Source organism: Acinetobacter lwoffii (genome assembly GCF_024129435.1).
Classification (GTDB): domain Bacteria; phylum Pseudomonadota; class Gammaproteobacteria; order Pseudomonadales; family Moraxellaceae; genus Acinetobacter; species Acinetobacter lwoffii_F.
Genome location: NZ_JAMXXN010000029.1, coordinates 1 through 22,320, shown reverse-complemented (window position 1 = coordinate 22,320; position 22,320 = coordinate 1). Strand labels below are relative to the sequence as shown.

Sequence of the window (22,320 nt, the reverse complement as noted above, 5' to 3'; positions counted from 1 at the left end):
AAATGATGTTTTATAACTGTGATCCAATAAAGAAATGTAAACGAATCGGATAATTGTCATCAGACAGTCCAGTCGCAACATCTATACGTATTGGCCCAATCGGTGAAGCCCAACGCACACCCACACCCGCGCCATATTCGGTCGGATTACTGAATTCTTTATTATAGGCATTTCCGGCATCTGCAAAGACCGCAGCACGCCAGCCTTCCTTAAACTGATAATTATATTCTAATGAAGCCACGCCCAAGGCCTGACCACCTACTTTAAAACCGTCAATTTCCGGAGAAAGGCTCTTATAATCAAAACCGCGGATACTCTGATCACCCCCGGTAAAATATCTCAGGTTATACGGCACTTTGGCAAAATCTTCAGTAAAGATATAGCCTGCATCGGCACGACCCACAAACTGATGGTCTGCATTTTCACCCAATGAATAGATAAACCGCCAACCTGCATTCACAATGGCCATATCGGCATCAGAGAGTAAAGCCTCACTGCCCAGTTCAATCTTATAGGTCTGCTTAAAACCTTTTGTCGGATTGACCCGACGATCACTCTCGGTACGTGAAACTTCATAACCCACCAGTAGCGATTGCTGTTCATCTTCGGTATTAAAGCGAAACGCTTCTGGAATCTGGTTAAAATCAACAGAACCATCCTGTGTTAAGCGATCCAGACGATAACGGGCGCCAAAAGTACGTTGCCAGTTACCCAGTGGATTTTTAATAATCCGGTCTGCACCTAAGACTGCCGATTCAATCAACAGGCCTTCACCCTGTGCGACGCCTTCACGCTCTTCACGCTCATAACCACCCACAATACTGACATAATCATTCAGCGGATGGTGATAGGGAATATTATAACGTCCATCAATCGACTGACGGATGCCAGATAACTCCATGTTGGCATCAAACGAATGTCCGCGCTTGTTCACAATGGCACGACGATATTGACCACGTAAGCGGATATCGGTATCTGTGCCATAACCCAAACCCACTTCAGCACTATTTAAACGGTCTGCATTTAAAGTCACAATCACTGGAATCTTTTTCTCTTCCCGTGCCTGTACTTTTAAACGGTCCTGTTCATTCTCTTTGGTTTGCTGCTCAACCCGTAAAGTTCTTAAATTTGCGCTTTCCTGATCGCGGCTACCGGCAAACTGGTCTTCATCTACGACATTCTGGGTCACTTCCTGAGAAGAGGATACCGAGCGAGCTGGTTGGATAGTAGCAGCCTGATCTTCAGTCCGTTTCTGTTCTTCAATCAGGCTTTGAATATCGGGTGCCAGTTCCAGCTCTTTATCAAGCGGATCAGGGCGAATTGCATCTACCAGGGTATAGTTAAAATAACGTGAGTTAGTCAGGTTGTTGGCCAGACTATTGACCCGCCAGAAGGTATAATCAGCACCATCTGTCCAGGTGACCAGACTTTCCAGTACGTCTCGGTCCAGCGGGAATTCCTTTTCAGGATCGCTCATTCTGAACTCGACATTGCCTAATTTATAACGTTCACCCGTTTCAAAACGCAGGTTCACATCTGCAGTGTTTTGTGGTTGGGCAATCTTTACATCATGCAGACGCCAGAATGAATCAAAATAACCATTGTTATTGGCTGCTGTGGTAATGCGTGTTTTGGTTTTTTCATAATTGCCATGATTGAAAATATCGCCTTCTTCCTGTTCAGGTAAAAGACTGATGACCTGGAATTGTGGCTGTTCCGCACCCTCTCCAGTAAATTCAATATTTTGACTGCTGATCAGCACAGGTTCATTCGGGGTCACAAAAACCTGAACCCGACTGTCAGAGATTTTTTCAAACCTGAACTGGGCATTATAATAACCCACTGCCTGCGCTGCCTGTCTGGACAAGGTGCGTAATTGCGGCAAAGCCGAATTAAAGTCGCCAAAAGACTCTTGGGTAAAACTGGATAATTTGGCTTTGACATTATTTCTTAAATTCAGATGGCCTTCAGGCACATCTTTACGGTTCAGCATACCATTACTTTGTGCAACACCTTGTCCATTCATGATCACCACATCTGCACTAATGCGAGGAACTCTTGCCGTCATAATCTGACGTGGAGGACGGATTTTATAAAATAGTCGTTTGAACAGATTCGGACGTTTATCATCCTCAGCGACAAGCTGACCTGGCACTTCTGGCAAGGTCAATCCGGCTTCATTATTTTGTACAATAATCTGGCTGTCAGCCTGAATCGATTGCATCAACTGATCGACATTAACCGGCGCCTGATTGATTTCCAGCAGTTCTTGCTGGCTGATATCGGCCACCACCGTTTCGCTGGTCTGAGTATTGCGATAGTTTTGTGCTTCCTGTTTGGCTTGCTCGGCTACCTGGTAAATTTCATTCGCCATGTTCTGATCAATAGTCTGTACTGGCAGATCTTCCAGATCATCAAACTCGATCGGCGTAAATTCACCCAGACCAGATCCTGCATTTTGCTGTTGTTCCAGCATCAACATGCTGTCCACTGGAACTTCAGGCTCCAAGGCTTCTTCGATTTTTTCTTCCGCTTCCGTTTCGGACGTGGCCACTCCCTGACGAATCGCTTCTTTGGATAGCTCGTCCACCATTTCTGCCTGAGAAATGGCCACAGGTGTTTCGGGCTGTTCGGTTTGTTCGGTTTGTGCCATGCTCTGATGGGATAACATCATAAAAAAGATGCTCATACACAGCTGCATACCACTATGCTGTGGTATGAGAGGCCCCATACTGCGATTTAGCATCGTTTTTTTAAAATTTTTCTTTGCAGGCATAGCAAACTCTAAACGAATACATTCTTTAATTGATTATTTGACCGAAAAATATAAGCTAAGGAGCTTAATTAATTGGTTTTTACCTTTACATGGCTGAAAGTATCTTACATGATTTTTCTCAATGTTCACGCATAACTGACATTTCTTAATAAAACTTAATGTAGCACGGCCTATATGAACAAAAATGAACATTTGTTAGCTTCTCGGCGCTTTTTACCGATGTTTCTGACGCAGTTTTTTGGTGCATTAAACGATAATGTATTTAAACAGGCGTTACTGCTGGTCATTACTTATGGCTGGATTCAACAGCAATCGGCCAGCATCAGCACTTTAAATAATCTGGCGGCTTTACTGTTTATCTTGCCCTATTTTATTTTTTCAGCCACGGCCGGTCAGATTGCCGACAAATACGAACGTTCAAAGCTGATTCGCTATCTCAAGCTTCTGGAAATTGCCATTATGTTGCTGGGAACTGTCGGTTTCCTCATGGGTAATTTATGGATTCTGTTATTTGCCCTGTTCCTGATGGGCACCCATTCCACTTTCTTTGGCCCGATCAAATATGCGATTTTACCTGAAGTCCTGAAACCGAATGAACTGATGTCCGGCAATGCCCTGTTTCAGTCCGGAACTTCTCTGGCAATCCTATTCGGTATGATTCTGGGCGGTGCAGTCATTGCAGCTTCCGCCGGCAACCTGATCTGGATCAGTTTAACCATCATCAGCATCGCCTTGATTGGTTATATATCCAGTCGTTATATCCTGAAACAAAGCATTCCCGCACCTGAGCTGCAAGTCGACTGGAATTTTTTTCGCACCAGCTTGCAGACCTTGAAATATGCCAAAGGCTTACCTTTGGTTTTTACTATTTTACTGAGCAATTCATGGTACTGGTTTTATGGTGCAACCTATCTAACCCAAATTCCACAGCTGACCTTGCAAAATCTGCATGCCTCGGAAAATGTCGCCAGTCTATTGCTGACGTTCTTTTCTGTCGGAATCGGACTAGGGTCATATTTATGCCGAAAAATTGGTGGCAGTGAAGTCAATATCAAAATGGTGCCTTTTGGTGCGATTGGTCTGGTGATCTTTGCCCTGTATCTGGCCGCAAGTCTGGCCTTTGTGCCAGTACGTAGCGGCGAGTTAATCGGTCTGGCCGAAGTGTTTCAGCAAGGCTGGAGTTATTATCATGTAATGCTGGCTGTCACCTTGCTCGGAATAAGTGGTGGTTTTTATATTGTTCCGCTCTATGCCATGATGCAGGCGCATTCGCCTCGCTCACATCGTGCGCGGGTGGTTGCAGCAAATAACATTTTGAATGCCGTTTTCATGGTATCTTCTGCTATATTCTCGATTATTATTTTAAGTGTTCTAGAGCTTGATCTTAAAATACTTTTTTGTATTACCGCAGTATTGAGTGGCCTGTTTACCTTATGGCTGCTTTTCCGACTCAAACCCATGATCAAAACTGCGAAAGCACCCTTGGAGGATTAATTCATGCGTCAATATACAGGTGTCGATAAGCTGATTCATTCTTTTGATCAGGCATTACGCAGTCTCGTCCCGGGCACGACATCGGCACGACGTGAAAATCCGGCCCAACCGGTAGAAACACAATTAACGGTCAGTGATGCACGTCATGTAGCAGGTTTAATGCGGGTCAATCATAGTGGTGAGGTTTGCGCACAGGCACTGTACCATGGTCAGGCGATGACGGCGAAACTCCCGAATGTACGTCGTGAAATGGAACAGGCAGCGATTGAAGAACAGGATCATCTGGCCTGGTGTGAAGACCGCTTAAAAGAACTGGATAGCCATACCAGCCTACTCAATCCGGTCTGGTACGGTCTTTCCTTCGGTATGGGCGCGATTGCCGGAATCGCAGGTGACAAATACAGCTTGGGTTTTGTGGCTGAAACAGAACGTCAGGTCAGCATGCATTTACAGCATCATATTAGCCAGTTGCCACCGCAGGATGAACGTTCTCGTCGTATTCTAGAACAGATGAATGAAGATGAACTGCATCATCGGGATACAGCGTTAAATGCTGGCGGTGTAGATCTACCCGTTCCAGTTAAGATCGCCATGACAGGCATTTCCAAGTTGATGACCAAAACCAGTTATTTTATTTAAATAAGACGGTTTTAGTTTGAGCCCACTCATTTGTGGGCTTTTTAATATGGGTCAAATCTTGAGCGAGATAATAACAACTCAAGGCATATGGCGATCTTATTACTTATAAGCTCTATAAAATAATAGAGATTCCCCCACAGCATCCTTTAATCTTTTTTGCTCATTTCAGAAAGCAGGTCCAGCTGGATTTCCTGAATTTGCGCCAGCCGTTCCCATTGATGTAGCAGCAGATGATCTAATTTTTCATGCAAGTGTTGGATTTCCAGCTCGGCTTTTAAATTGATCTGATAATCATTTTGTGAACGTAAGCGGTCTTTGGCTTCCTGTCTGTTCTGGCTCATCATAATAATAGGTGCCTGAATCGCCGCGAGACAGGACAGGATTAAATTCAACAGAATAAATGGATAAGGATCAGCAGGTCGTGTCACCATCACCACAGTATTTATCGTAATCCACAGGCTCAAAAAGATTGCAAAACAAATCAAAAAGGTCCAGCTTCCACCAAAAGTTGCAATTTTATCAGCGAGCCTTTCTCCCAAAGTCCACTTTTGCTCTAAGGTTGTTTCCACATTTTTGGTAATCAGTTCATGCTGATGCATGCTATCAATCACTTCAAACTCAAGATCAGTCACTTCACCCTTTTCCGAACTTAATAATGAATGTACATACTGTATGCGGTACCGGGTTAAATCTGCCTGGCAAATATAATCTTGCGGTGTCCAGCCTGGAATATCCCTGGCAATCTCTTCGGTAATGACTTTTCTGACTGTTCCCATCGGAGTGAGATTTTTCAGAAGAAAGTGCTTGCCGCATACCAAGCATTTATGGCTTTCATGTTTTTCTTTCATGATGATTCTCTTTTTAAACCAGCTCACTCAGCTATTATTTTGTTCGATATATTTGATTTGCTTTAATCATTTTTACCATTCGTAAATCAATTATGTATCAAGTGCGTCTGATTTCTTGAACTTATGAATCTCACTTCGATTTTATCTTGGATTGATAAAAGGCTAAGCCAAGCGCACGATGATCAGATCATTCAAGATAATTTTCAGATCGATTCAATCCTACTATCTATACATGACTTAAATTTACTATAATCATGATGATAATAAAAAAGGGGCTTCATTGTGCGCCACTCATACCATCTTGAAAAACATTATATCGAACGTGCGGGCTGGCTTCGTGCAGCTGTACTGGGGGCAAATGACGGGATTATTTCGGTCACCAGTCTGGTGGTGGGTATTGCAGCCAGTGGAGCATCCACGGAAATTTTATTGGTGACCTGTATTGCCGGATTGATTTCTGGCGCCGCATCAATGGCGGCCGGTGAATATATTTCGGTTAAATCCCAGCAAGATATTGAAACCAATGATCTACTCATGGAAGAGCGCGAACTGCAGCGCCATCCCACGCATGAGTTAAATGAGCTCAAAACGATTTATATACAACGAGGTCTGGAACCTGCTTTGGCACAACAGGTCGCTGAACAGCTGACCGACCATAATGCCTTGGATGCCCATGCCCGGGATGAAATTGGTATTTCAGCACATACCTCTGCCCAACCCTTTCTCGCTGCCTTTTCTTCGGCTATGGCATTTACGGTAGGTTCATTATTTCCTTTAATTTCAATCATGATTTTACCGGAACACTATCTGGATAAAGGCGTTATGCTGATTGGTGTTTTAAGCTTGGGGATGATGGGTGCACTGGCGAGCTATGCCGGTGGAGTAAGTGTCTGGAGAGGTGCAGTTCGGGTGATGCTCTGGGGAATTATCGCCATGTTATTCAGTGCATGGATCGGATCATTATTTAATGTGTCTGTTGCCTAAATATGTGTTTATTTTTTAGCTAGACAAAGAATAGGATTGAGCGGCTCTTGTATTAACATCACTGAAAAATATTTTTTCAAAAACTAGCCGCTCTAACAAAACTTGAGTTTAATTAATATATGTTCGGTTTTAATTTAGATGTTTAAAACCTAAGATCTATGCATGAGAGGTATTGTTATGGAAACTACGATCATTCTTGCCATCTTGGCGATCATTATCGTATTGCTGATCATTTTTTATAACAAGAAAAAGTGAAATAGCGATGATGCATTTTTACTGCTTTGAGGGTTTTTACTGATCTTAAAATAAATTCCAGAGCTTTAAATCAATCAAATATTAATTTCCTGTCGGAAAACCATGAAATCCCCATTGGATCACATAAAGAATCCCAAGGATTAAAATAACCGAAACCACAATTTCCAATATTTTCATTTTTAAATGATTCCTAAACTCCACCTGAACCATCTTATCTGAATTTTTCTTTTACTCTAAAGACAAAAAAACTGCACCATAAAAAGCCTGATCTGGCTTGATCAGGCTGGTTAATTATTCTTACTGGATAAAATGTATTAGCAAAAAATTAGGTGATTTGATTTAAATCAGCTGTTCAACTGTTGGGAAGCTATGTGATCCATGTTCGAACATGGCATCATGCCAGATATCAAACATAGGCACTTTCACATCCAGAGCCAAGGGCAACTTTTTTTCATTGAACTGCATATGTTGAAGATCTAATCCCCAGGCAATCAAATCAACATCCAAAGTAATCTGATGAGATGGACGTACTCGCCCTGATGCCTGTTCCAGCTGTTTGAGCAGCTCAATCATGTCTTCACTAGACATAGAACTTCGCAATAAACACGCTGCATTCCAGTAATCTGCGCCGATACCATCGCGGCAAGGAATCATATAAATGGGAGAAAACTGAACTTCTCCCCATTCAGAAATACGTTGCTGTGCAGCTTGAAAATGTTGCTGAGGATGACAATTACTCGCTAATGCTAGGGCGAAAATCGTTTCGGTGGCGTTCAAGACGTATCCCTACAGAATTGGCTTGCGCGATAATGGCAGGCTTACGGATCGTAATATTAATCGATTCAATTGCTGTAAAGGTAGTAAAAAGTGCATTCAGCACTAATTTTGCTGCATGTTCAATCAATTCAGGCTTGGCGTCTTGAATGACTTTGCTGGAAATCTCACAAATTTCTGCATAATTCAGCGTATCTGCAAGTGCATCTGAGTTTGATGCCTGTTCTAAATCGGTTTGAATAGTCAAATCCAGCATTAGAGGCTGAATAATTTGACGTTCCCAGTTAAAGCAGCCCACGACTGTCTCAACCTTTAAACCTTCAATAATAATGGCGTCCATTGGATTGCTCGAGAATTTAGTACTAACCAAATCCCTCTCAAGCCCCTTTACAAAAGGAGGAGCTTTTAAAGTCCCCCTTTTAAAAGGGGGATTTAGGGGGATTTTTCCAAGTCTAGATAGGGTTTTAATGCTTTAACAGCAGGTTCGGATCCATGCTTTGCACCATTTGCAAACGCTGATCGGCATAGATATCGGTATACGGCGCCAGAATTCGCATGAAACGATCGAAATACAGCATTTGCTTGAATAGCAAGGCAAAGTCACGCGGGAACCGGATCCCGTGACGTTCACCCACAGCCACCATATCCATCATGATATCGTTCAGGTCAGCAGGATTTGACGTTAACAATTCCTGCGGATCCGCCATCAATACACCGCTAAATAAACGTTCCAAATCAGCAGCCAAAACTTTGGTATCAATCTGCACAGCGGTCATACCCATTTTCAGCATGTTTTGCGCCATCAGCTCATAATTGGTATGTTGCAATGAATCCATAAATGCCATACAGGCAGTCCATACCTCAGGCTTGAGCTGACCGACAATACCGAAATCAATAAAACCGACACGGCCATCTTCAAGTAGCATCAGGTTGCCTGCATGCAGATCGGCATGGAAACTGTTACACATCATCAAGCTGCCAAACCAGGTATTCATCGCGGTAATGAGTACTTGAGATGGATCTTTAGATACTTTTTTGACCACTTCAAAATCTGTCAAAGGCACACCGTATAAACGCTGCATGGTGAGCACACGACGGGTCGAATATTGATGATAAACCTTAGGTGCAGTCGCTGCCTGATTGTTGGTGATATTCAGGTAATTGACGAAATCATCCAGATTCTGGGCTTCTTCGATAAAATCGACTTCGCGCACCATACGGGTTTTGATTTCTTCGACAATATCAGCCAGTGAAGCAAACTTGACTTTCGGGACTGCTTTTTCCAGCAACTTGGTTGCCCAATGCAGCACATTCAAGTCAGTGTACAAAATGGTTTCTACGCCCGGTTTTTGTACTTTAATCACCACATCTTCGCCAGACACCAGTTTGGCCGCATGCACCTGTGCAATAGATGCAGAGGCTAATGGCGTTTCATCAATCGATGCAAAGATTTCATCCAGGTTACGTCCTGCAAATTCAGAGGCTAAAACCTGCTGGATATAGCTAAACGGCAAGCGTGGTGTCTGATCCAGACAGCCCTGAAATTCTTCAACATATTCACGTGGAAATAGTGACGGCGTACTGGCAATAAACTGACCGAGCTTGATATAAGTTGAACCTAAGGATTCAAAAGTTTCACGCATCAGTTTGGCATTGCTCGGCTTTTCAGTGGCATATTTAAAGCCCGCCTTTGCCGCAACGACTGCTGTTTCTCCCATACGGGCAACTGAACGTATTCCATCTAACCAGATATTGTTTTTCATAATGTCTTAGGAAAAATTAATTAAACGCAGTGTAGCAAAAAAAAATCACTTTGCAGGCTTATCTTATCTGACAGATTGGGCAATCTGTATCTTTTTCGAAAGTAAGAATCCGCTGTTTAAAGCTCAGCCCATCCCACAACAACAGCTTTTGTCGAAGTGGTATCTGACCTAATCCCAGATATAACAAGGCATGATGTGCCTGTAAGCTGGCCATCACATTCGGTGTGGTGGCCAGGACACCGGAATCTGCACAGCGCAGACTTTCATCGGCCTGATTTTCTGGCGGGAACAGGCAAGCATAACAGGCGGAATCCCCTTCGACCATAAATAGCTGACCTTGCAAGCCAATCGCAGAAGCACTCAATAAGGGCACATTCAGCTCCACGCAAATCTGATTGACCAGATAACGTGTGGCAAACTGATCACAACCATCCAATACCAGATCCTGATGCTCAATCACACTTACTGCATTTTCAGCCGTTAAGGCCTGATTCACATATTCAACTTGTAGGTTCGGATTAACCTGACTCAGTCTTTTGGCCAGAGTTTCTGCCTTATAAAATCCAATATCCTGCGGTATAAATGCCAGTTGTCGCTGTAAATTACTCATCTCGATGGTATCCGGATCGATCAGGGTAATTTTTCCCACACCTGCACGTGCCAGAAGTTCTGCCAGTGCACAGCCTATCCCGCCACAACCAATAATGCAGACATTAGAAAATTTTAACCGTTCTTGAGCGTCAATATCCCAGCCATCCAGAAGAATCTGACGGCTATACAGATGCAGTTCAGCATCGGTGAGTTCGAATTCTGGGGATATGGTATCCATGTTAAATGTAGACAACGTCTTTCCTTGTTTCGAAAATTTTTAACAATGATCGTAAAATTAGCTTTACTGAAGTTTCTAAAGGCTGATAAATCTCTGGAATATCAATCTCACATTCAATTCACAGCACATCAATAAATGGTTCGGCAATCGTTGAGGCAAATAGCATATCAGCTAAACGTTCGGTATCAAGATGCAGCCGCTATGGCTTGGCAAGATTTTTTGAATCACCTCAATTAAACGGTTCCGGCAAACAGCTCTTTCTCATTTATACAAGGTGTCAAACCTGAAGTTTTTAAAATCTTTGCTATTGAATTACCCTGTAAATAGAACTGCCTTGTTTAGCAATTCTGTAGTCTCTGCCTGTATTTGAGTATGAAAATGTATGAGTTCAGTGAGACCTAAGGCATCTGTCTCTAAATATGATTAATCTGAAAATACCAAGCAATCTTTTCAGCTTTCATAAAATCGTATGGAGAACATACATGACCGAGCATAACAATACTCAACATGATAATCGTGAAAAATTATGGGAATTGATCAAGGATGTTCGTTACACCATGATCAGCCATTTAACTGACACACATGAAATACACTCCCAGCCGATGACCATGCTGAACTCCGAGCAGATGAATGAACGCCAAAACTTATATTTCATCCTGCGTAATACCAATGATCTGGTCAAAGCAGCAGAAACAGGCCGTGGTCAGATTGGTTTGTCTTTTGCAAAACCATCAGATGGTATTTATGTGTCGATCAGTGCTCATGCCCAGATCAGTACTGACCGCATTCTGATTGAACAGTTGTGGAATCCATGGGCTGAAAACTGGTTTGAAGGCAAGGATGATCCGACTGTACGGGTATTGATTGCTGAAGCAGTTAGCGCAGAATATTGGAATGTGACAGACAACAAAGTCACCCAGCTTTTTAAAGCCTTAAAAGGCGGTGTTACTGGCGAAGCGGGCGAACCGCATGCAGAACATCAAAAAGTGAATCTACAAAGTAATATCTGGTAATGAATGAGATTTAGCCTCTTTATCTTAAGAGGCTAAATTTTTGATATATTTAATTTTAAATATTAATGTAATTTTACTGTAATGACATAAAAAATTATAATTTTTGCTTGCCTTAATCTGCTCTCTTAAAAATATAAGTTCGGGAAAATCAGCTCAATATCTGATTAAAATTTAAGTAGCAGATTTATTTCTTAAAAAACCAAAAGGCTGCTATGGCAGCCTTTTAGCATTCAATCAAACAATTAATTTGAAAAATTAGCTGACTCGCTTCATCTCTTGAAGTTTGGCAACTTCCTGCTGTTTGAGTAAATTTCGCTGAATCTTGCCACTCGATGTTTTAGGCAAAGATGCCACAAACTCAATCTCTTTCGGATAGGCATGTTTGGATAAGCGTGAACGTACATAACTTTGCAGTTTCAACATCAAATCTTCAGTAGCCGGATAAGCCGATTTAAGCACTACAAAGGCTTTCACAATTTCAGTTCGTTCTGGATCTGGTTTACCGACGACTGCAGATTCAAGCACTTCTTCACATTCCAGCAAGGTACTTTCCACATCAAAAGGCCCTACACGATAGCCCGAAGTTGTAATGACATCGTCCGCACGCCCAATAAAATCAATACCGCCATATTCATTCATTTTTACAGTGTCACCGGTTAAATAATACTGCCCGACAAAAGACTTTCGATTATGACCGGCATAGCCTTTAAACCACATCAAGGGTGAAGCCGAACAGTCAATTGCCAAGATTCCAATCCCGCCTTTTTCGACTTCCTGATGTTCTGCGTTCAATACCGCAAAGCGATGCCCCGGAATCGCAAATCCAGCTGAACCCACTTTTTTATGATGCTCCAAGCCATGATGATTGGCGATCACCATACCCAGTTCAGTCTGTCCATATTGATCATAAATATTCACATTTAAATCATGATTGAACCACTGGATCACTTCAGGCGTAAGCGGTTCACCTGCACTACTGACCACACGCAAATGCGAACTGATGCCTGCATCAAATTTTTCTTTAAAGCCAAAGAACATCCGGAATGCAGTTGGCGAGCCAGTCAGGTTACTGACTTTATATTTCTCAATGATATATACAGCATTATCGACGCTAAATCCACGTTCATCCATAATGATGCTATGACCTAAACTGAGCGGGCCCGCAATGCCATAATATAGTCCATAGGCCCAACCTGGGTCGGCCAGATTCCAGAAGGAATCTTCTTCTCGCAGATCTACGGCGTGCAGCATATAGCCTTTAAAGGCCAACAAGGCTTTTAAAGGCACAGGAACCGATTTTGCCAAGCCTGTCGTACCTGAAGTAAACATCATCAGGAAAATATCATTAAACTGGCAATTTACCGGTTCAAACTCTTCCGGTTGCTGCTGTAAGGCTGTCCAGAAATCAGCATCTTGATAATCATCTGCCGCTGTTTGATGCACAGTCAGAATATTAGGGACATTGAGATCATGAAGTTTCAGTCGCTGCTCCTCATCAGTAACAATCAACTGTGTGCCAGCGGTACTGATGCGATGTTCAATGGCTTTACTTTCAAAGGCAGTGAACAAAGGCTGATAGATAGCACCGATCCGCCAGGTGGCCAAAATAGTAATTAAGAGTGCAGGTGTTCTTGGCAGTAGTCCAGCTATACAATCTCCTGCTTTTAAACCCAGAGAATGCATATAATTGGCCAGCTGTCCTGAAGCAGTTGCCAATTGTTCAAATGTCCACTGCTCTGTTTGACCATTTTTGCCTTCCCAGATCAGTGCGGTTCGGTTTTGGCCAAGGTAACGTCCACAACATTCAGTATAGGCATTGATGGACTCTGCATTTCCAACCAGATGTTCCTGAACCATATTTTCAAAATTAAAATCAGCATATGCCTGCTCTAGTGTCTTCATGACGACAACCTCTTTCCTATTGTATTTTTCAGGCGACCTTGCCTGAGTTTGTCCATTTGTATTTGTTGTTCCTGCTGATTCCATCAGCATACTTTTTTCAAATCTGCATTCATGCCCTAGGACTAGAACATGGATAAGGCTTATTTTTCGATTATTCGTACTGTATGTCTTTAGATCATCATGTTCAGTTGAATCCTGCAATTTCCATATCCATCAATGTAAGTGCAGGATTTGAACATCAATCAAAGTCTGTTTTTTTAATTTAACAATCAGCGTTGACACACTTCACGTGCAATCACCAGTCGTTGAATATCTGATGCACCTTCATAAATCTGGCTCACTCGCACATCACGATAAATTCGCTCGACCGGAAAATCAGAGACATAACCGTAGCCACCATGAATCTGGATCGCATCCGAGCAGACTCTTTCTGCAATAGTCGATGCAAACAGTTTTGCCATCGATGCTTCTTTTAAACACGCCAAGCCTGCATCTTTTAATGTTGCAGCATGCAAAACGAGCTGACGTGCGGCTTCAATTTGTGTCGCCATATCTGCAAGCCTGAACGCCACAGCCTGATGTTGCACAATTTCTACACCAAAGGCTTTACGGTCATTGGCATATTCCACTGCAGCATCCAGTGCAGCCCGAGCCATACCGACAGATTGTGCCGCAATGCCGATCCGACCCGATTCAAGGTTCGACAAGGCAATTTTATAACCTTCACCCTCCTGACCTAGCAAGTTGGCAGCAGGAATCCGGCAGTTATCCAGAACGATGGTCGCGGTATCAGAACAATGCTGACCCATTTTCTCTTCTAGGCGTGACACGATATAACCCGGTGCATCGGTCGGCACCAGAAAACATGAAATACCTTTTTTCCCTGCGGATTTATCGGTCACAGCAAAGACTAGTGCAATCTGTGCGTGTTTACCTGTCGTGATAAACTGCTTGGTGCCATTTAGCACCCATTCATCACCATCACGTTCGGCTTTACACTCCAGCGAACTGGCATCCGAACCGGCCTGAGGTTCTGTCAAACAGAAACAGCCGAGCCATTCACCTGTTGCCAGTTTGGTTAAATACTGCTGTTTTTGTGCTTCTGTGCCATAACGCTGGGTAATGCCACAAGGCAAAGAATTCTGCACACTGATAATAGTTGAGATTGCACCATCACCTGCAGCGATCTCTTCTAGCGCCAAGACCAGTGACACATAATCCAGACCTGCGCCGCCCCATTCTTCAGCCACTGTCATACCCAATGCGCCAAGCTCACCGAGTTCTTTAAGTTCTTGTGCTGGGAATTGTGCCGTTTTGTCGCGTAAGGCCGCTGTCGGTTTCAGTTTCTGCTGCGAATAATTGCGCATCATGTCCTGAATCATTTTTTGTTCATCATTTAAAATCATTGAACTTCCCTTTCTATATCTATTTATTTACTTCAAGCTTTTTACTATTGAGATCGTTGGCACGTCGGATAAGGCGACATGGATGTCGACTGCGAAACTGAGATACAGGGATGTATCTTCAGTTTCGCAAAGGATTTTTGTTTCTTTTGATCCTTCAAAAGAAAATGCATGCTTAAACAAAGTCATTTGAATTCAATGAGAAATTGGTAGCTGTGCAAATCATCATGTCCTATATAAATCGAAGACTTATTTAGGCTGCATGCGAATCGCGCCATCTAGACGAATGACTTCACCATTTAAATAGCTATTTTCGAAGATATGCCCTACCAGCTGGGCGAATTCCTGTGGTTTTGCCAGACGTGGTGGAAACGGCACCATTTGCCCCAAAGCATCCTGGACATTTTGCGGCATGCCTTTCAGCATCGGAGTTTCCATAATGCCCGGCGCGATGGTCATGACACGGATCGCTTCACGAGCCAGTTCACGTGCCAAAGGTAAAGTCATTGCGACGACTGCACCTTTGGATGCCGCATAGGCAGTCTGACCAATTTGACCGTCATAAGCGGCAACTGAAGCAGTATTCACAATCACGCCACGTTCTTCTTCACCCGATTGCAACTCATATTTTGCAATTAAAGCCGCCGCATGACGCAACATATTAAAAGTACCATTTACATTAATATTGAGCACTTTTTGAAACATGGCTAATTCATGGATGCCGTTACGACCCAATACTTTGGCAGACGGTGCAATCCCGGCACAGTTGATCAAGCCATTCAGTTGACCATACGTGCTTTCAACATGAGCGAAGAAACTTTCAATGGCTTGTTCATCGGTCACATCGAGCTGTACAAACTCAGACTGTGCACCCAGTTGCTGCTGTAGTACTTCACCCTGCTCCTGATTCATATCGACCAGAATCACTTTAGCACCGTGTTCAACCAGATGAGTCGCTGTGGCTGCACCCAAACCTGAGGCACCACCGGTGATCACAATAACTTTTCCCTGAATGTTCATGTTTATTTCCTAGCGATTTTTCTATTTTAGATACGACTTAATATGCAGAGTAAACAGAGTTTTTATTCTGTACAATTTCCAAATATTGCATCTTGCATGATGTATTTGGACAATGAAAACAAGGATGTCAGACTGAATATGCATAAGCCTGCACTGGAATATAGCAAAGGCACCATCTCGATTGATCTGGTGAACGAAGCATTGCTGGATGCCAAACGGCTGCAATTTGATATCTCTGACATTCTAAAAAAAGCCAATATCCCAGCAGAAGTATTGAATGCTCCCAAGGCACGCGTATCCGTTAGCCAATTTGCCCAGTTATGGACTGTGCTTGCAGACAGCATGAATGACGAATTTTTTGGTATGGACAGCCATGCCATGCGTCGTGGTAGTTTTAAATTACTTTCGAAAATGGTCATGCAGGCAGATACACTGGAAAAAGCGCTGCAACATATTTTGCAATTTCTCAACCTGGTTTTGGACGATCTGCAAAGCACGCTCATGGTTGAGGAACACTATGCCTATATCGTGATTTATGATCTACAACAGACTAAACGCATGTTTAGTTATGCGACTTATCTGATGCTGATTCATACCCTGATCTGCTGGTTAAGTGGACAACGGATTTTGCTTAATCAGATTCAATTGAAATGCGCAGCACCCCTAGATGATTTTGATTACAAAGTCCGTTTTTGTGAACAGATTGAATATCAGGCCAGCGAAAATTACGTGCAATTTGATGCAAGCTATCTGCAATTGCCGATTAAACAGGATGCTCAGTCCTGGTATCAGTTTATTCAGCAAACCCCACAAAATTTATTGGTGCGTTTTAAAAACCCCTATGCCTTGAGCACCCAGATTCGCCGTCAATTACTGCAAGTTTCACCGGCAGAATGGCTGGAACTGAATGAACTGGCCTTAAAAATGAATATGTCTGAAGCGACCATGCAACGGCGTTTAAAAAGTGAAGGTGTCAGCTATCAACAGTTAAAAAATGAGATACGCCGGGATACCGCCATTGAATTGCTGACCCGTACTGAACAAAGTTTACAAGAGATTAGCGATCAGCTTAATTTTCAGGAATCCAGTGCATTTCATCGTGCATTCAAAAAGTGGACTGGCGTCAGTCCAGGCGCATATCGACAAAATAACATTAGATAATTTATATAAACTTAGACTTCAAAGATATTACCGAAAAATACTTAGATTCTAAGCATTTATTTTTATTATGATTATATATTTCAAGCCCTAAAACATATATTAGCAGGACTACACAGTCACCCGGAAAGCTTTGCAATTTATCCGAGAATAGATTATTTTTCATTCAATTTATAGCACTTTTGCTATTGGCTGTACTCTCCATTTTCCTTTCTAGTTGAAGGTATCTCCATGTTAAAGATGACTGATGTGCTTGGGCAAAATCTTGTTCAAAACTTCTCTAAAGCTTTATTTTCTTCGACTGATCTCATCACAGAACAGTTGAATCAAGGGATTTTAAATGCATCGGATGCAGAACTGAAAGATGCAATTTTGCACTTCTTTAACCAGGTAGATGCTGTGGAAGCGGCTCAGGCCCTTGAAATTCCAGCAGAACGTATAAGTGGATTACAGGAAGGTATCGCCTTGAAAGATGAAAAATATCTGGCAGATACTTTGAAAGTTATGGCACTTTGTCTGGCAATGGAAACCGGTAGCCTAGATCAGGTAGAAGTCTATGACTGTCTACAGGATTATCCGATGTAATTCTTTTTAAGAATTCCTCGAAAGCGATGCTCTGGCATCGCTTTTTTTTGTTTTTAGTTATACTGCGTTGGCTTGATGTCATTCAAAATACTTAAGGTTTCAAATGCAGTCAGGAATTTATAAAGAAAAAATCCAATAAAAAAGCGACCAATGTAGTCGCTTTTTTATAGAAAAAGAATTACAGATTAATGCGGCCATTGCGCCAAAGTCACACGATCATTCCCGCCATAATCTTTAACCGTGCGGACTTGCTTATAACCCGCCTGTTTAAATAGATGTTGTACGGCATCTGCCTGATCATAACCATGTTCAAGCACCACCCAACCATTCACAGTCAAATGCTTCTTGGCTTGCAGAATAATCATTTCAATATCGGCCAGACCTTTTTTATCTGCCACCAGCGCACGTTCCGGTTCAGTCGCCAGATTCTGCATATGCACATCATCAGCGTCGATATAAGGTGGATTCGATACAATGGCGTCAAAGAATTGACGGCCAAATGGCTTCAGCCATGAACCCAGAACAAATTCTACATTCTCAATATCATATTGTTCCGCATTATATTTCGCCACCTCAAGCGTAGGCTCGTAGATATCAGAAGCCGTTACTGTCCAGTTTGGACGCTCAGATGCCAGTGATAAGGCAATTGCGCCAGTACCTGTACCCAAATCTACTACACGGGCGTCATCAGGCAGGTCTAACTTCAACACGGTCTCAACCAGCACTTCAGTATCCGGACGTGGCACTAAGGTATTTTTGGTCACTTTGAGGTCCAAAGTCCAGAATGGCTGTGAACCAGTGACATAGGCCAAAGGCTCACCGGCAGCAATACGCGCCAACCCGTCTTTATACGCCTGTTCCTGTTCCGGCGTTAACTCCTGATCCTTTTTCATCAGCAGATCAAATGAATCAATCTTGGTGATGTGTTCCAGTAACCAGGCATTTTCCTGACGTTCGTAACTTTCAGCTTCGCCGCGTAAAGCCAAGGCTTGTAAAATATTCATTATCCACCATTCTGCTGTGCAAGCATGGCCAACTGATCCGCCTGATATTCGCGGTGCAGACTATCCAGCAATTCGGTCAAATCACCTTCCATCACGGCATCCAGCTTGTATAAAGTCAGGTTAATGCGGTGATCGGTCATACGACCTTGCGGATAGTTATAAGTACGGATACGTTCCGAACGATCACCCGATCCCACCAGGTCACGACGCATTTCCGAGGTTGCTGCATCTGCTGCTGCACGTTTGGCATTTTCCAAACGTGATACCAGCAGTGCCATCGCTTTGGCCTTGTTCTTATGCTGTGAACGCTCTTCCTGACATTCCACCACTGTGCCAGTTGGAATGTGGGTAATACGTACTGCAGAATCGGTTTTGTTAACGTGCTGACCGCCTGCACCTGAAGCACGATACGTATCAATCCGCAAATCGGATGAATTGATTTCGACCGAGGTATCAACATCAATTTCAGGAAGAATCGCAACGGTACAAGCAGAAGTATGCACTCGGCCTTGTGATTCGGTCGCCGGTACACGCTGTACACGATGCGCACCACTTTCAAATTTTAGACGACCGTAAACACCGTCACCATTAATCAGGCAGATGACTTCTTTATAGCCGCCATGTTCGCCTTCATTTTCAGAAAGGATTTCAATACGCCAGCCTTGGTTTTCCGCATATTTACTATACATACGGAATAAATCGCCAGAGAAAATCGCTGCTTCATCGCCACCGGTTCCCGCACGAATCTCCAGATAAGCCGAGTTGGCATCATTCGGATCTTTCGGAATCATCAAGATGTTCAAGTCTGCTTCAAGCGATTCAATTAAAGCTTTGTTCTCTTTAATTTCTTCCTGTGCCATTTCCTTAAAGTCCGGATCTGACAGCATGGCCTGAGCCGTTTCGATGTCTTCTTCAGCCTGTCTATACTTGGTCCAGACATTGGTAATTTCTGTTAAGTCATTATGCTCACGTGACAATTGACGGAAGCGCTTATTATCAGAAATGACTTCTACATCAGCCAGTAATGCGGTCAATTCTTCATGGCGGTCAGAGAGTTGGTCTAATCGTAAACGTAACGATTCTTTCATTTTCTAAAAAATCTCAAACATAGGCTGTGACTAAAAACCGATTTAGCACAGCGAAATCAAAAAATTGCGCCTAGTTTAACGACTCTGGCTTCTAATGAACATCATTATTGAGTAAGTCCGCGTTGCTATCATTCATGCTCTACAGCATTTGTTAACAAATATGATTAAAAACAGTGGAATTGCTTTTTTTATAGTCGATCTTATTCTTATTTCTTGCCGATTTTACAATTCGCCAAATAAAGCAGGGAATTATGAAGAAACATCTTCATATTGTTTTGGGCATGATTTGTTACATTTTCCGCATCGAAATAACTACAGTCCTGTAGATGGACACGGAGTGATGACATGAAACTCAACGCACTTTTAATGAGTACAGTTTTAGCTGCTGGTTCAATGATGACCGTAAACGCACATGCCGACAGTACAGCGCGTGTTGCAGCAGCAAGTGCTTTAGGTAGTGTTGCAGGTACAGCATTAGGTAAAAACATGGGCGGTAATACCGGCGCAACCATTGGTGCTGCTTTAGGTGGTGCTGGCGGTGCAGCGGTTGCAAGCAGCAAAAAAAACCGGACTGAATCTGCCATTGGTGGCGCTCTAGGCGGCGGTGCAGGTTATACCGTAGGTAAAAATATGGGCGGTACTAACGGCGGTTATATCGGTTCAGCTTTGGGTGCTGGCGGTGGTGCTGCACTAGGTAACAAGATTGCAAAAGATAAAGCAGCTGAAAAACGCTCTAAACACTGGAAAAAACGTTACCGTTAATTTGCGCTCAGGCTGTTTAGACCAGACGCTACATTTAACATGAAAAGCACCTTTTGGTGCTTTTTTTATTACTGTTTCATAACATGAAATTTCAAGTAATACATGGAATTATCCTGTCCACATCATGAATAAATTAAGGAGATAAAAATCACAATTCGCCAACATTGCCTCCATGCTGTTTGGCGCTTGCTAGATTAAATTTATCTCATCAACAAAATATAGCTAGATATATAAAAGGTGTCCTCATGAACTATAAATCTCTAATGATCGCTGTTGTAGCAACCTCAGCCATGGGTATGACAGCTGCCAATGCAGGCAATACAACCAATACAGCTTTAGCTTCTGCACTAGGTGGTGTTGTTGGTGCTGCAGTAGGTAATAAAATGGGCGGTACCACTGGTGCAACAATCGGTTCAGCGATTGGTGGCGGTGCGGGTGCCGCAGTAGCGGCAAATAAACGTGACCGTAATGGTGCGATTATCGGTGGTGCTTTAGGTGGCGGTGCAGGTTATGCAGTTGGCCGAAACATGGCAGGCACTAACGGTGGTTATATCGGTGCGGCACTGGGTTCAGCAGGTGGTTCAGCTTTAGGTAAAAAAGTTAGCGAAGACCGTCGTTATGATGACCGCAGCGAACGTCGCTATAACTCTTCTCGTAACTACCGTTATAACGATTATCGCTATAACAACCGTCGTCGTTAAGATTCTCTCCCCTTATTCTTTCCTCCTTTATAAGCATCTTCGGATGCTTATTTTTTTGCCTTTATTTTTTATCTTTATCTTTTGGTTTACACTTATATCGATTTTTTTCGATATACAAATACATTCTAAAGTCGTATGCTTTTAGAGATGTTTATTTAAGAGTAATACTATGCGTACGCTTAACGATACCCAGTTCTCTATACTCGAACTGGTTCCTGTTCGTGACGACAAGAGCATTCAATTCGCGCTGAACCATGCGCTGGAACTTGCCCAAACAGCAGAAAAATTGGGTTATCGCCGGATGTGGCTGGCAGAACATCATAATATGGATGGTATTGCCAGTTCAGCAACTGCAGTTCTCTTAGGCTATTTACTGGCGAATACCAAAACCTTAACTTTAGGCTCTGGCGGAATTATGTTGCCCAACCATGCACCGCTGGTCGTGGCTGAACAGTTCGGCACATTGGCGACGCTCTATCCGGACCGGATTGAACTGGGTCTGGGCCGTGCTCCGGGCACCGATCAAATGACCATGCGTGCCCTACGTCGTGGCCGTCAGGAAACCGAAGATCAGTTTCCGCAGGATGTTCTGGAAATTTTGCAGTATTTTAAAGATCCAATTCCAGGACAACGTATTGTGGCGACGCCGGGTCAAAGCACGCACGTACCCGTATGGCTTTTAGGTTCCAGCCTGTTTAGTGCACAGCTGGCGGCGAAACTTGGTCTGCCATATTCCTTCGCTTCGCATTTTGCCCCGCGTATGCTGGGTCAGGCCATTCAGCTGTATCGTGAAAACTTTGAACCGTCTGAATATCTCGACCATCCCTATGTTTCCATGGGCGTTCCGACTTGTGTCGCAGATACCGATGAAGAAGCACAATATCTGGCGACCAGCGCCTATCAACGGGTTTTATCACTGATTCGTGGGCAAAGCCTAAAACTTAAAGCACCAATTGATTCGATGGAAGGTCTGTGGTCGCCGCCGGAAAAAATGTCAGTCGATAATTTCTTTGCCATGGCCCAGGTCGGTTCCAAAGAAACCGTTAAAGCCGGTCTGGCATCGCTTTTAGCCAAATATGACGTGGATGAGTTTATCTTTACTTGCGACATCTATGACACTGACAAACGCCTACATAACTTTGAGCTGTTGATGCAAATTAAAAATGGTCAGTAAATAAGAGTTGCATCTACCTATTCTCAGCAATGGGTAGATGTTTTTAATATTTAAAAGTGTATTAGTTCAGACTTGATCGTACATTCTTCTTGAAAAAGAGAAAGTTACCCGTTTTGATAAAGGTGTCGAAATCTTAATCAAACAAAGG

Annotated in this window: 20 protein-coding genes; 9 read left to right on the top strand and 11 right to left on the bottom strand. The window is 43.1% G+C overall.

Annotated features, from left to right (window positions below; translation table 11 throughout):
• Positions 1-10: 10 nt before the first annotated feature.
• Entirely contained in the window at positions 11-2,776 is a 2,766-nt protein-coding gene (locus NI455_RS13565) for an autotransporter assembly complex protein TamA (RefSeq protein ID WP_253114645.1), read from the bottom strand.
• Positions 2,777-2,950: 174 nt separating this feature from the next.
• On the opposite strand from NI455_RS13565, the gene NI455_RS13560 reads away from it, so the two are divergent.
• Positions 2,951-4,270, top strand: a complete 1,320-nt coding sequence (locus NI455_RS13560; protein WP_253114644.1) for an MFS transporter — start codon at positions 2,951-2,953, stop codon at positions 4,268-4,270.
• Positions 4,271-4,273: 3 nt separating this feature from the next.
• Positions 4,274-4,909: a 2-polyprenyl-3-methyl-6-methoxy-1,4-benzoquinone monooxygenase gene (coq7, locus tag NI455_RS13555; RefSeq protein ID WP_004645382.1), complete on the top strand. Its 636-nt coding sequence runs from the start codon at positions 4,274-4,276 to the stop codon at positions 4,907-4,909.
• 146 nt (positions 4,910-5,055) lie between these two features.
• Here coq7 and NI455_RS13550 read toward each other — a convergent pair whose 3' ends face one another.
• On the bottom strand, positions 5,056-5,757 hold the full coding sequence (locus NI455_RS13550; RefSeq protein ID WP_004278763.1) for a DUF1003 domain-containing protein: 702 nt from the start codon (positions 5,755-5,757) through the stop codon (positions 5,056-5,058).
• A 282-nt stretch (positions 5,758-6,039) separates the two neighbouring features.
• Here NI455_RS13550 and NI455_RS13545 point away from each other — a divergent pair, with 282 nt between their 5' ends.
• Positions 6,040-6,741, top strand: coding sequence for a VIT1/CCC1 transporter family protein (locus NI455_RS13545; protein ID WP_004278764.1), 702 nt, complete (start codon positions 6,040-6,042; stop codon positions 6,739-6,741).
• 594 nt (positions 6,742-7,335) lie between these two features.
• Here the strand turns inward: NI455_RS13545 and NI455_RS13540 are convergent.
• From NI455_RS13540 to NI455_RS13525, 4 genes are all read right to left on the bottom strand, one after another.
• Positions 7,336-7,773, bottom strand: a complete 438-nt coding sequence (locus NI455_RS13540) for a 2-amino-4-hydroxy-6-hydroxymethyldihydropteridine diphosphokinase (protein WP_253114642.1) — start codon at positions 7,771-7,773, stop codon at positions 7,336-7,338.
• On the bottom strand, positions 7,730-8,110 hold the full coding sequence (gene folB, locus NI455_RS13535) for a dihydroneopterin aldolase (protein WP_004645388.1): 381 nt from the start codon (positions 8,108-8,110) through the stop codon (positions 7,730-7,732). Before folB ends, NI455_RS13540 begins: the two co-directional genes overlap by 44 nt.
• A gap of 124 nt (positions 8,111-8,234) precedes the next feature.
• Positions 8,235-9,533, bottom strand: a complete 1,299-nt coding sequence (locus NI455_RS13530; RefSeq protein ID WP_004278767.1) for an ABC1 kinase family protein — start codon at positions 9,531-9,533, stop codon at positions 8,235-8,237.
• A gap of 58 nt (positions 9,534-9,591) precedes the next feature.
• Complete coding sequence (locus NI455_RS13525; protein WP_253114652.1) at positions 9,592-10,362, bottom strand: HesA/MoeB/ThiF family protein; 771 nt, start codon at positions 10,360-10,362, stop codon at positions 9,592-9,594.
• A gap of 482 nt (positions 10,363-10,844) precedes the next feature.
• On the opposite strand from NI455_RS13525, the gene NI455_RS13520 reads away from it, so the two are divergent.
• Positions 10,845-11,375, top strand: coding sequence for a pyridoxamine 5'-phosphate oxidase family protein (locus NI455_RS13520; protein WP_044108878.1), 531 nt, complete (start codon positions 10,845-10,847; stop codon positions 11,373-11,375).
• 255 nt (positions 11,376-11,630) lie between these two features.
• Here NI455_RS13520 and NI455_RS13515 read toward each other — a convergent pair whose 3' ends face one another.
• From NI455_RS13515 to NI455_RS13505, 3 genes are all read right to left on the bottom strand, one after another.
• A complete protein-coding gene (locus tag NI455_RS13515; protein WP_253114641.1) occupies positions 11,631-13,277 on the bottom strand; it encodes an AMP-binding protein in 1,647 nt (548 codons plus the stop codon).
• A 269-nt stretch (positions 13,278-13,546) separates the two neighbouring features.
• Positions 13,547-14,683, bottom strand: coding sequence for an acyl-CoA dehydrogenase family protein (locus NI455_RS13510; protein WP_247143493.1), 1,137 nt, complete (start codon positions 14,681-14,683; stop codon positions 13,547-13,549).
• A 246-nt stretch (positions 14,684-14,929) separates the two neighbouring features.
• Positions 14,930-15,700 (bottom strand): 3-hydroxyacyl-CoA dehydrogenase, encoded by a 771-nt coding sequence (locus NI455_RS13505; protein ID WP_253114640.1) that lies wholly within the window; start codon positions 15,698-15,700, stop codon positions 14,930-14,932.
• Between the two features lie 138 nt (positions 15,701-15,838).
• Here NI455_RS13505 and NI455_RS13500 point away from each other — a divergent pair, with 138 nt between their 5' ends.
• Positions 15,839-16,861: an AraC family transcriptional regulator gene (locus NI455_RS13500; RefSeq protein WP_253114639.1), complete on the top strand. Its 1,023-nt coding sequence runs from the start codon at positions 15,839-15,841 to the stop codon at positions 16,859-16,861.
• 228 nt (positions 16,862-17,089) lie between these two features.
• On the top strand, positions 17,090-17,443 hold the full coding sequence (locus NI455_RS13495; RefSeq protein ID WP_253114638.1) for a hypothetical protein: 354 nt from the start codon (positions 17,090-17,092) through the stop codon (positions 17,441-17,443).
• A gap of 185 nt (positions 17,444-17,628) precedes the next feature.
• Here the strand turns inward: NI455_RS13495 and prmC are convergent, their stop codons facing one another.
• Positions 17,629-18,447 (bottom strand): peptide chain release factor N(5)-glutamine methyltransferase, encoded by an 819-nt coding sequence (prmC, locus tag NI455_RS13490; RefSeq protein ID WP_253114636.1) that lies wholly within the window; start codon positions 18,445-18,447, stop codon positions 17,629-17,631.
• Positions 18,447-19,535 carry a peptide chain release factor 1 gene (prfA, locus tag NI455_RS13485; RefSeq protein WP_004645400.1) on the bottom strand — a complete coding sequence of 363 codons (1,089 nt, stop codon included), beginning with the start codon at positions 19,533-19,535 and terminating at the stop codon, positions 18,447-18,449. The genes prmC and prfA overlap by 1 nt, the downstream gene beginning before the upstream one ends.
• A gap of 345 nt (positions 19,536-19,880) precedes the next feature.
• Here prfA and NI455_RS13480 point away from each other — a divergent pair, with 345 nt between their 5' ends.
• From NI455_RS13480 to NI455_RS13470, 3 genes are all read left to right on the top strand, one after another.
• A complete protein-coding gene (locus NI455_RS13480; protein ID WP_253114634.1) occupies positions 19,881-20,297 on the top strand; it encodes a glycine zipper domain-containing protein in 417 nt (138 codons plus the stop codon).
• 245 nt (positions 20,298-20,542) lie between these two features.
• Positions 20,543-20,998 carry a hypothetical protein gene (locus tag NI455_RS13475; protein ID WP_004278778.1) on the top strand — a complete coding sequence of 152 codons (456 nt, stop codon included), beginning with the start codon at positions 20,543-20,545 and terminating at the stop codon, positions 20,996-20,998.
• A gap of 169 nt (positions 20,999-21,167) precedes the next feature.
• Entirely contained in the window at positions 21,168-22,172 is a 1,005-nt protein-coding gene (locus tag NI455_RS13470; RefSeq protein ID WP_253114632.1) for an LLM class flavin-dependent oxidoreductase, read from the top strand.
• Positions 22,173-22,320 lie beyond the last annotated feature (148 nt).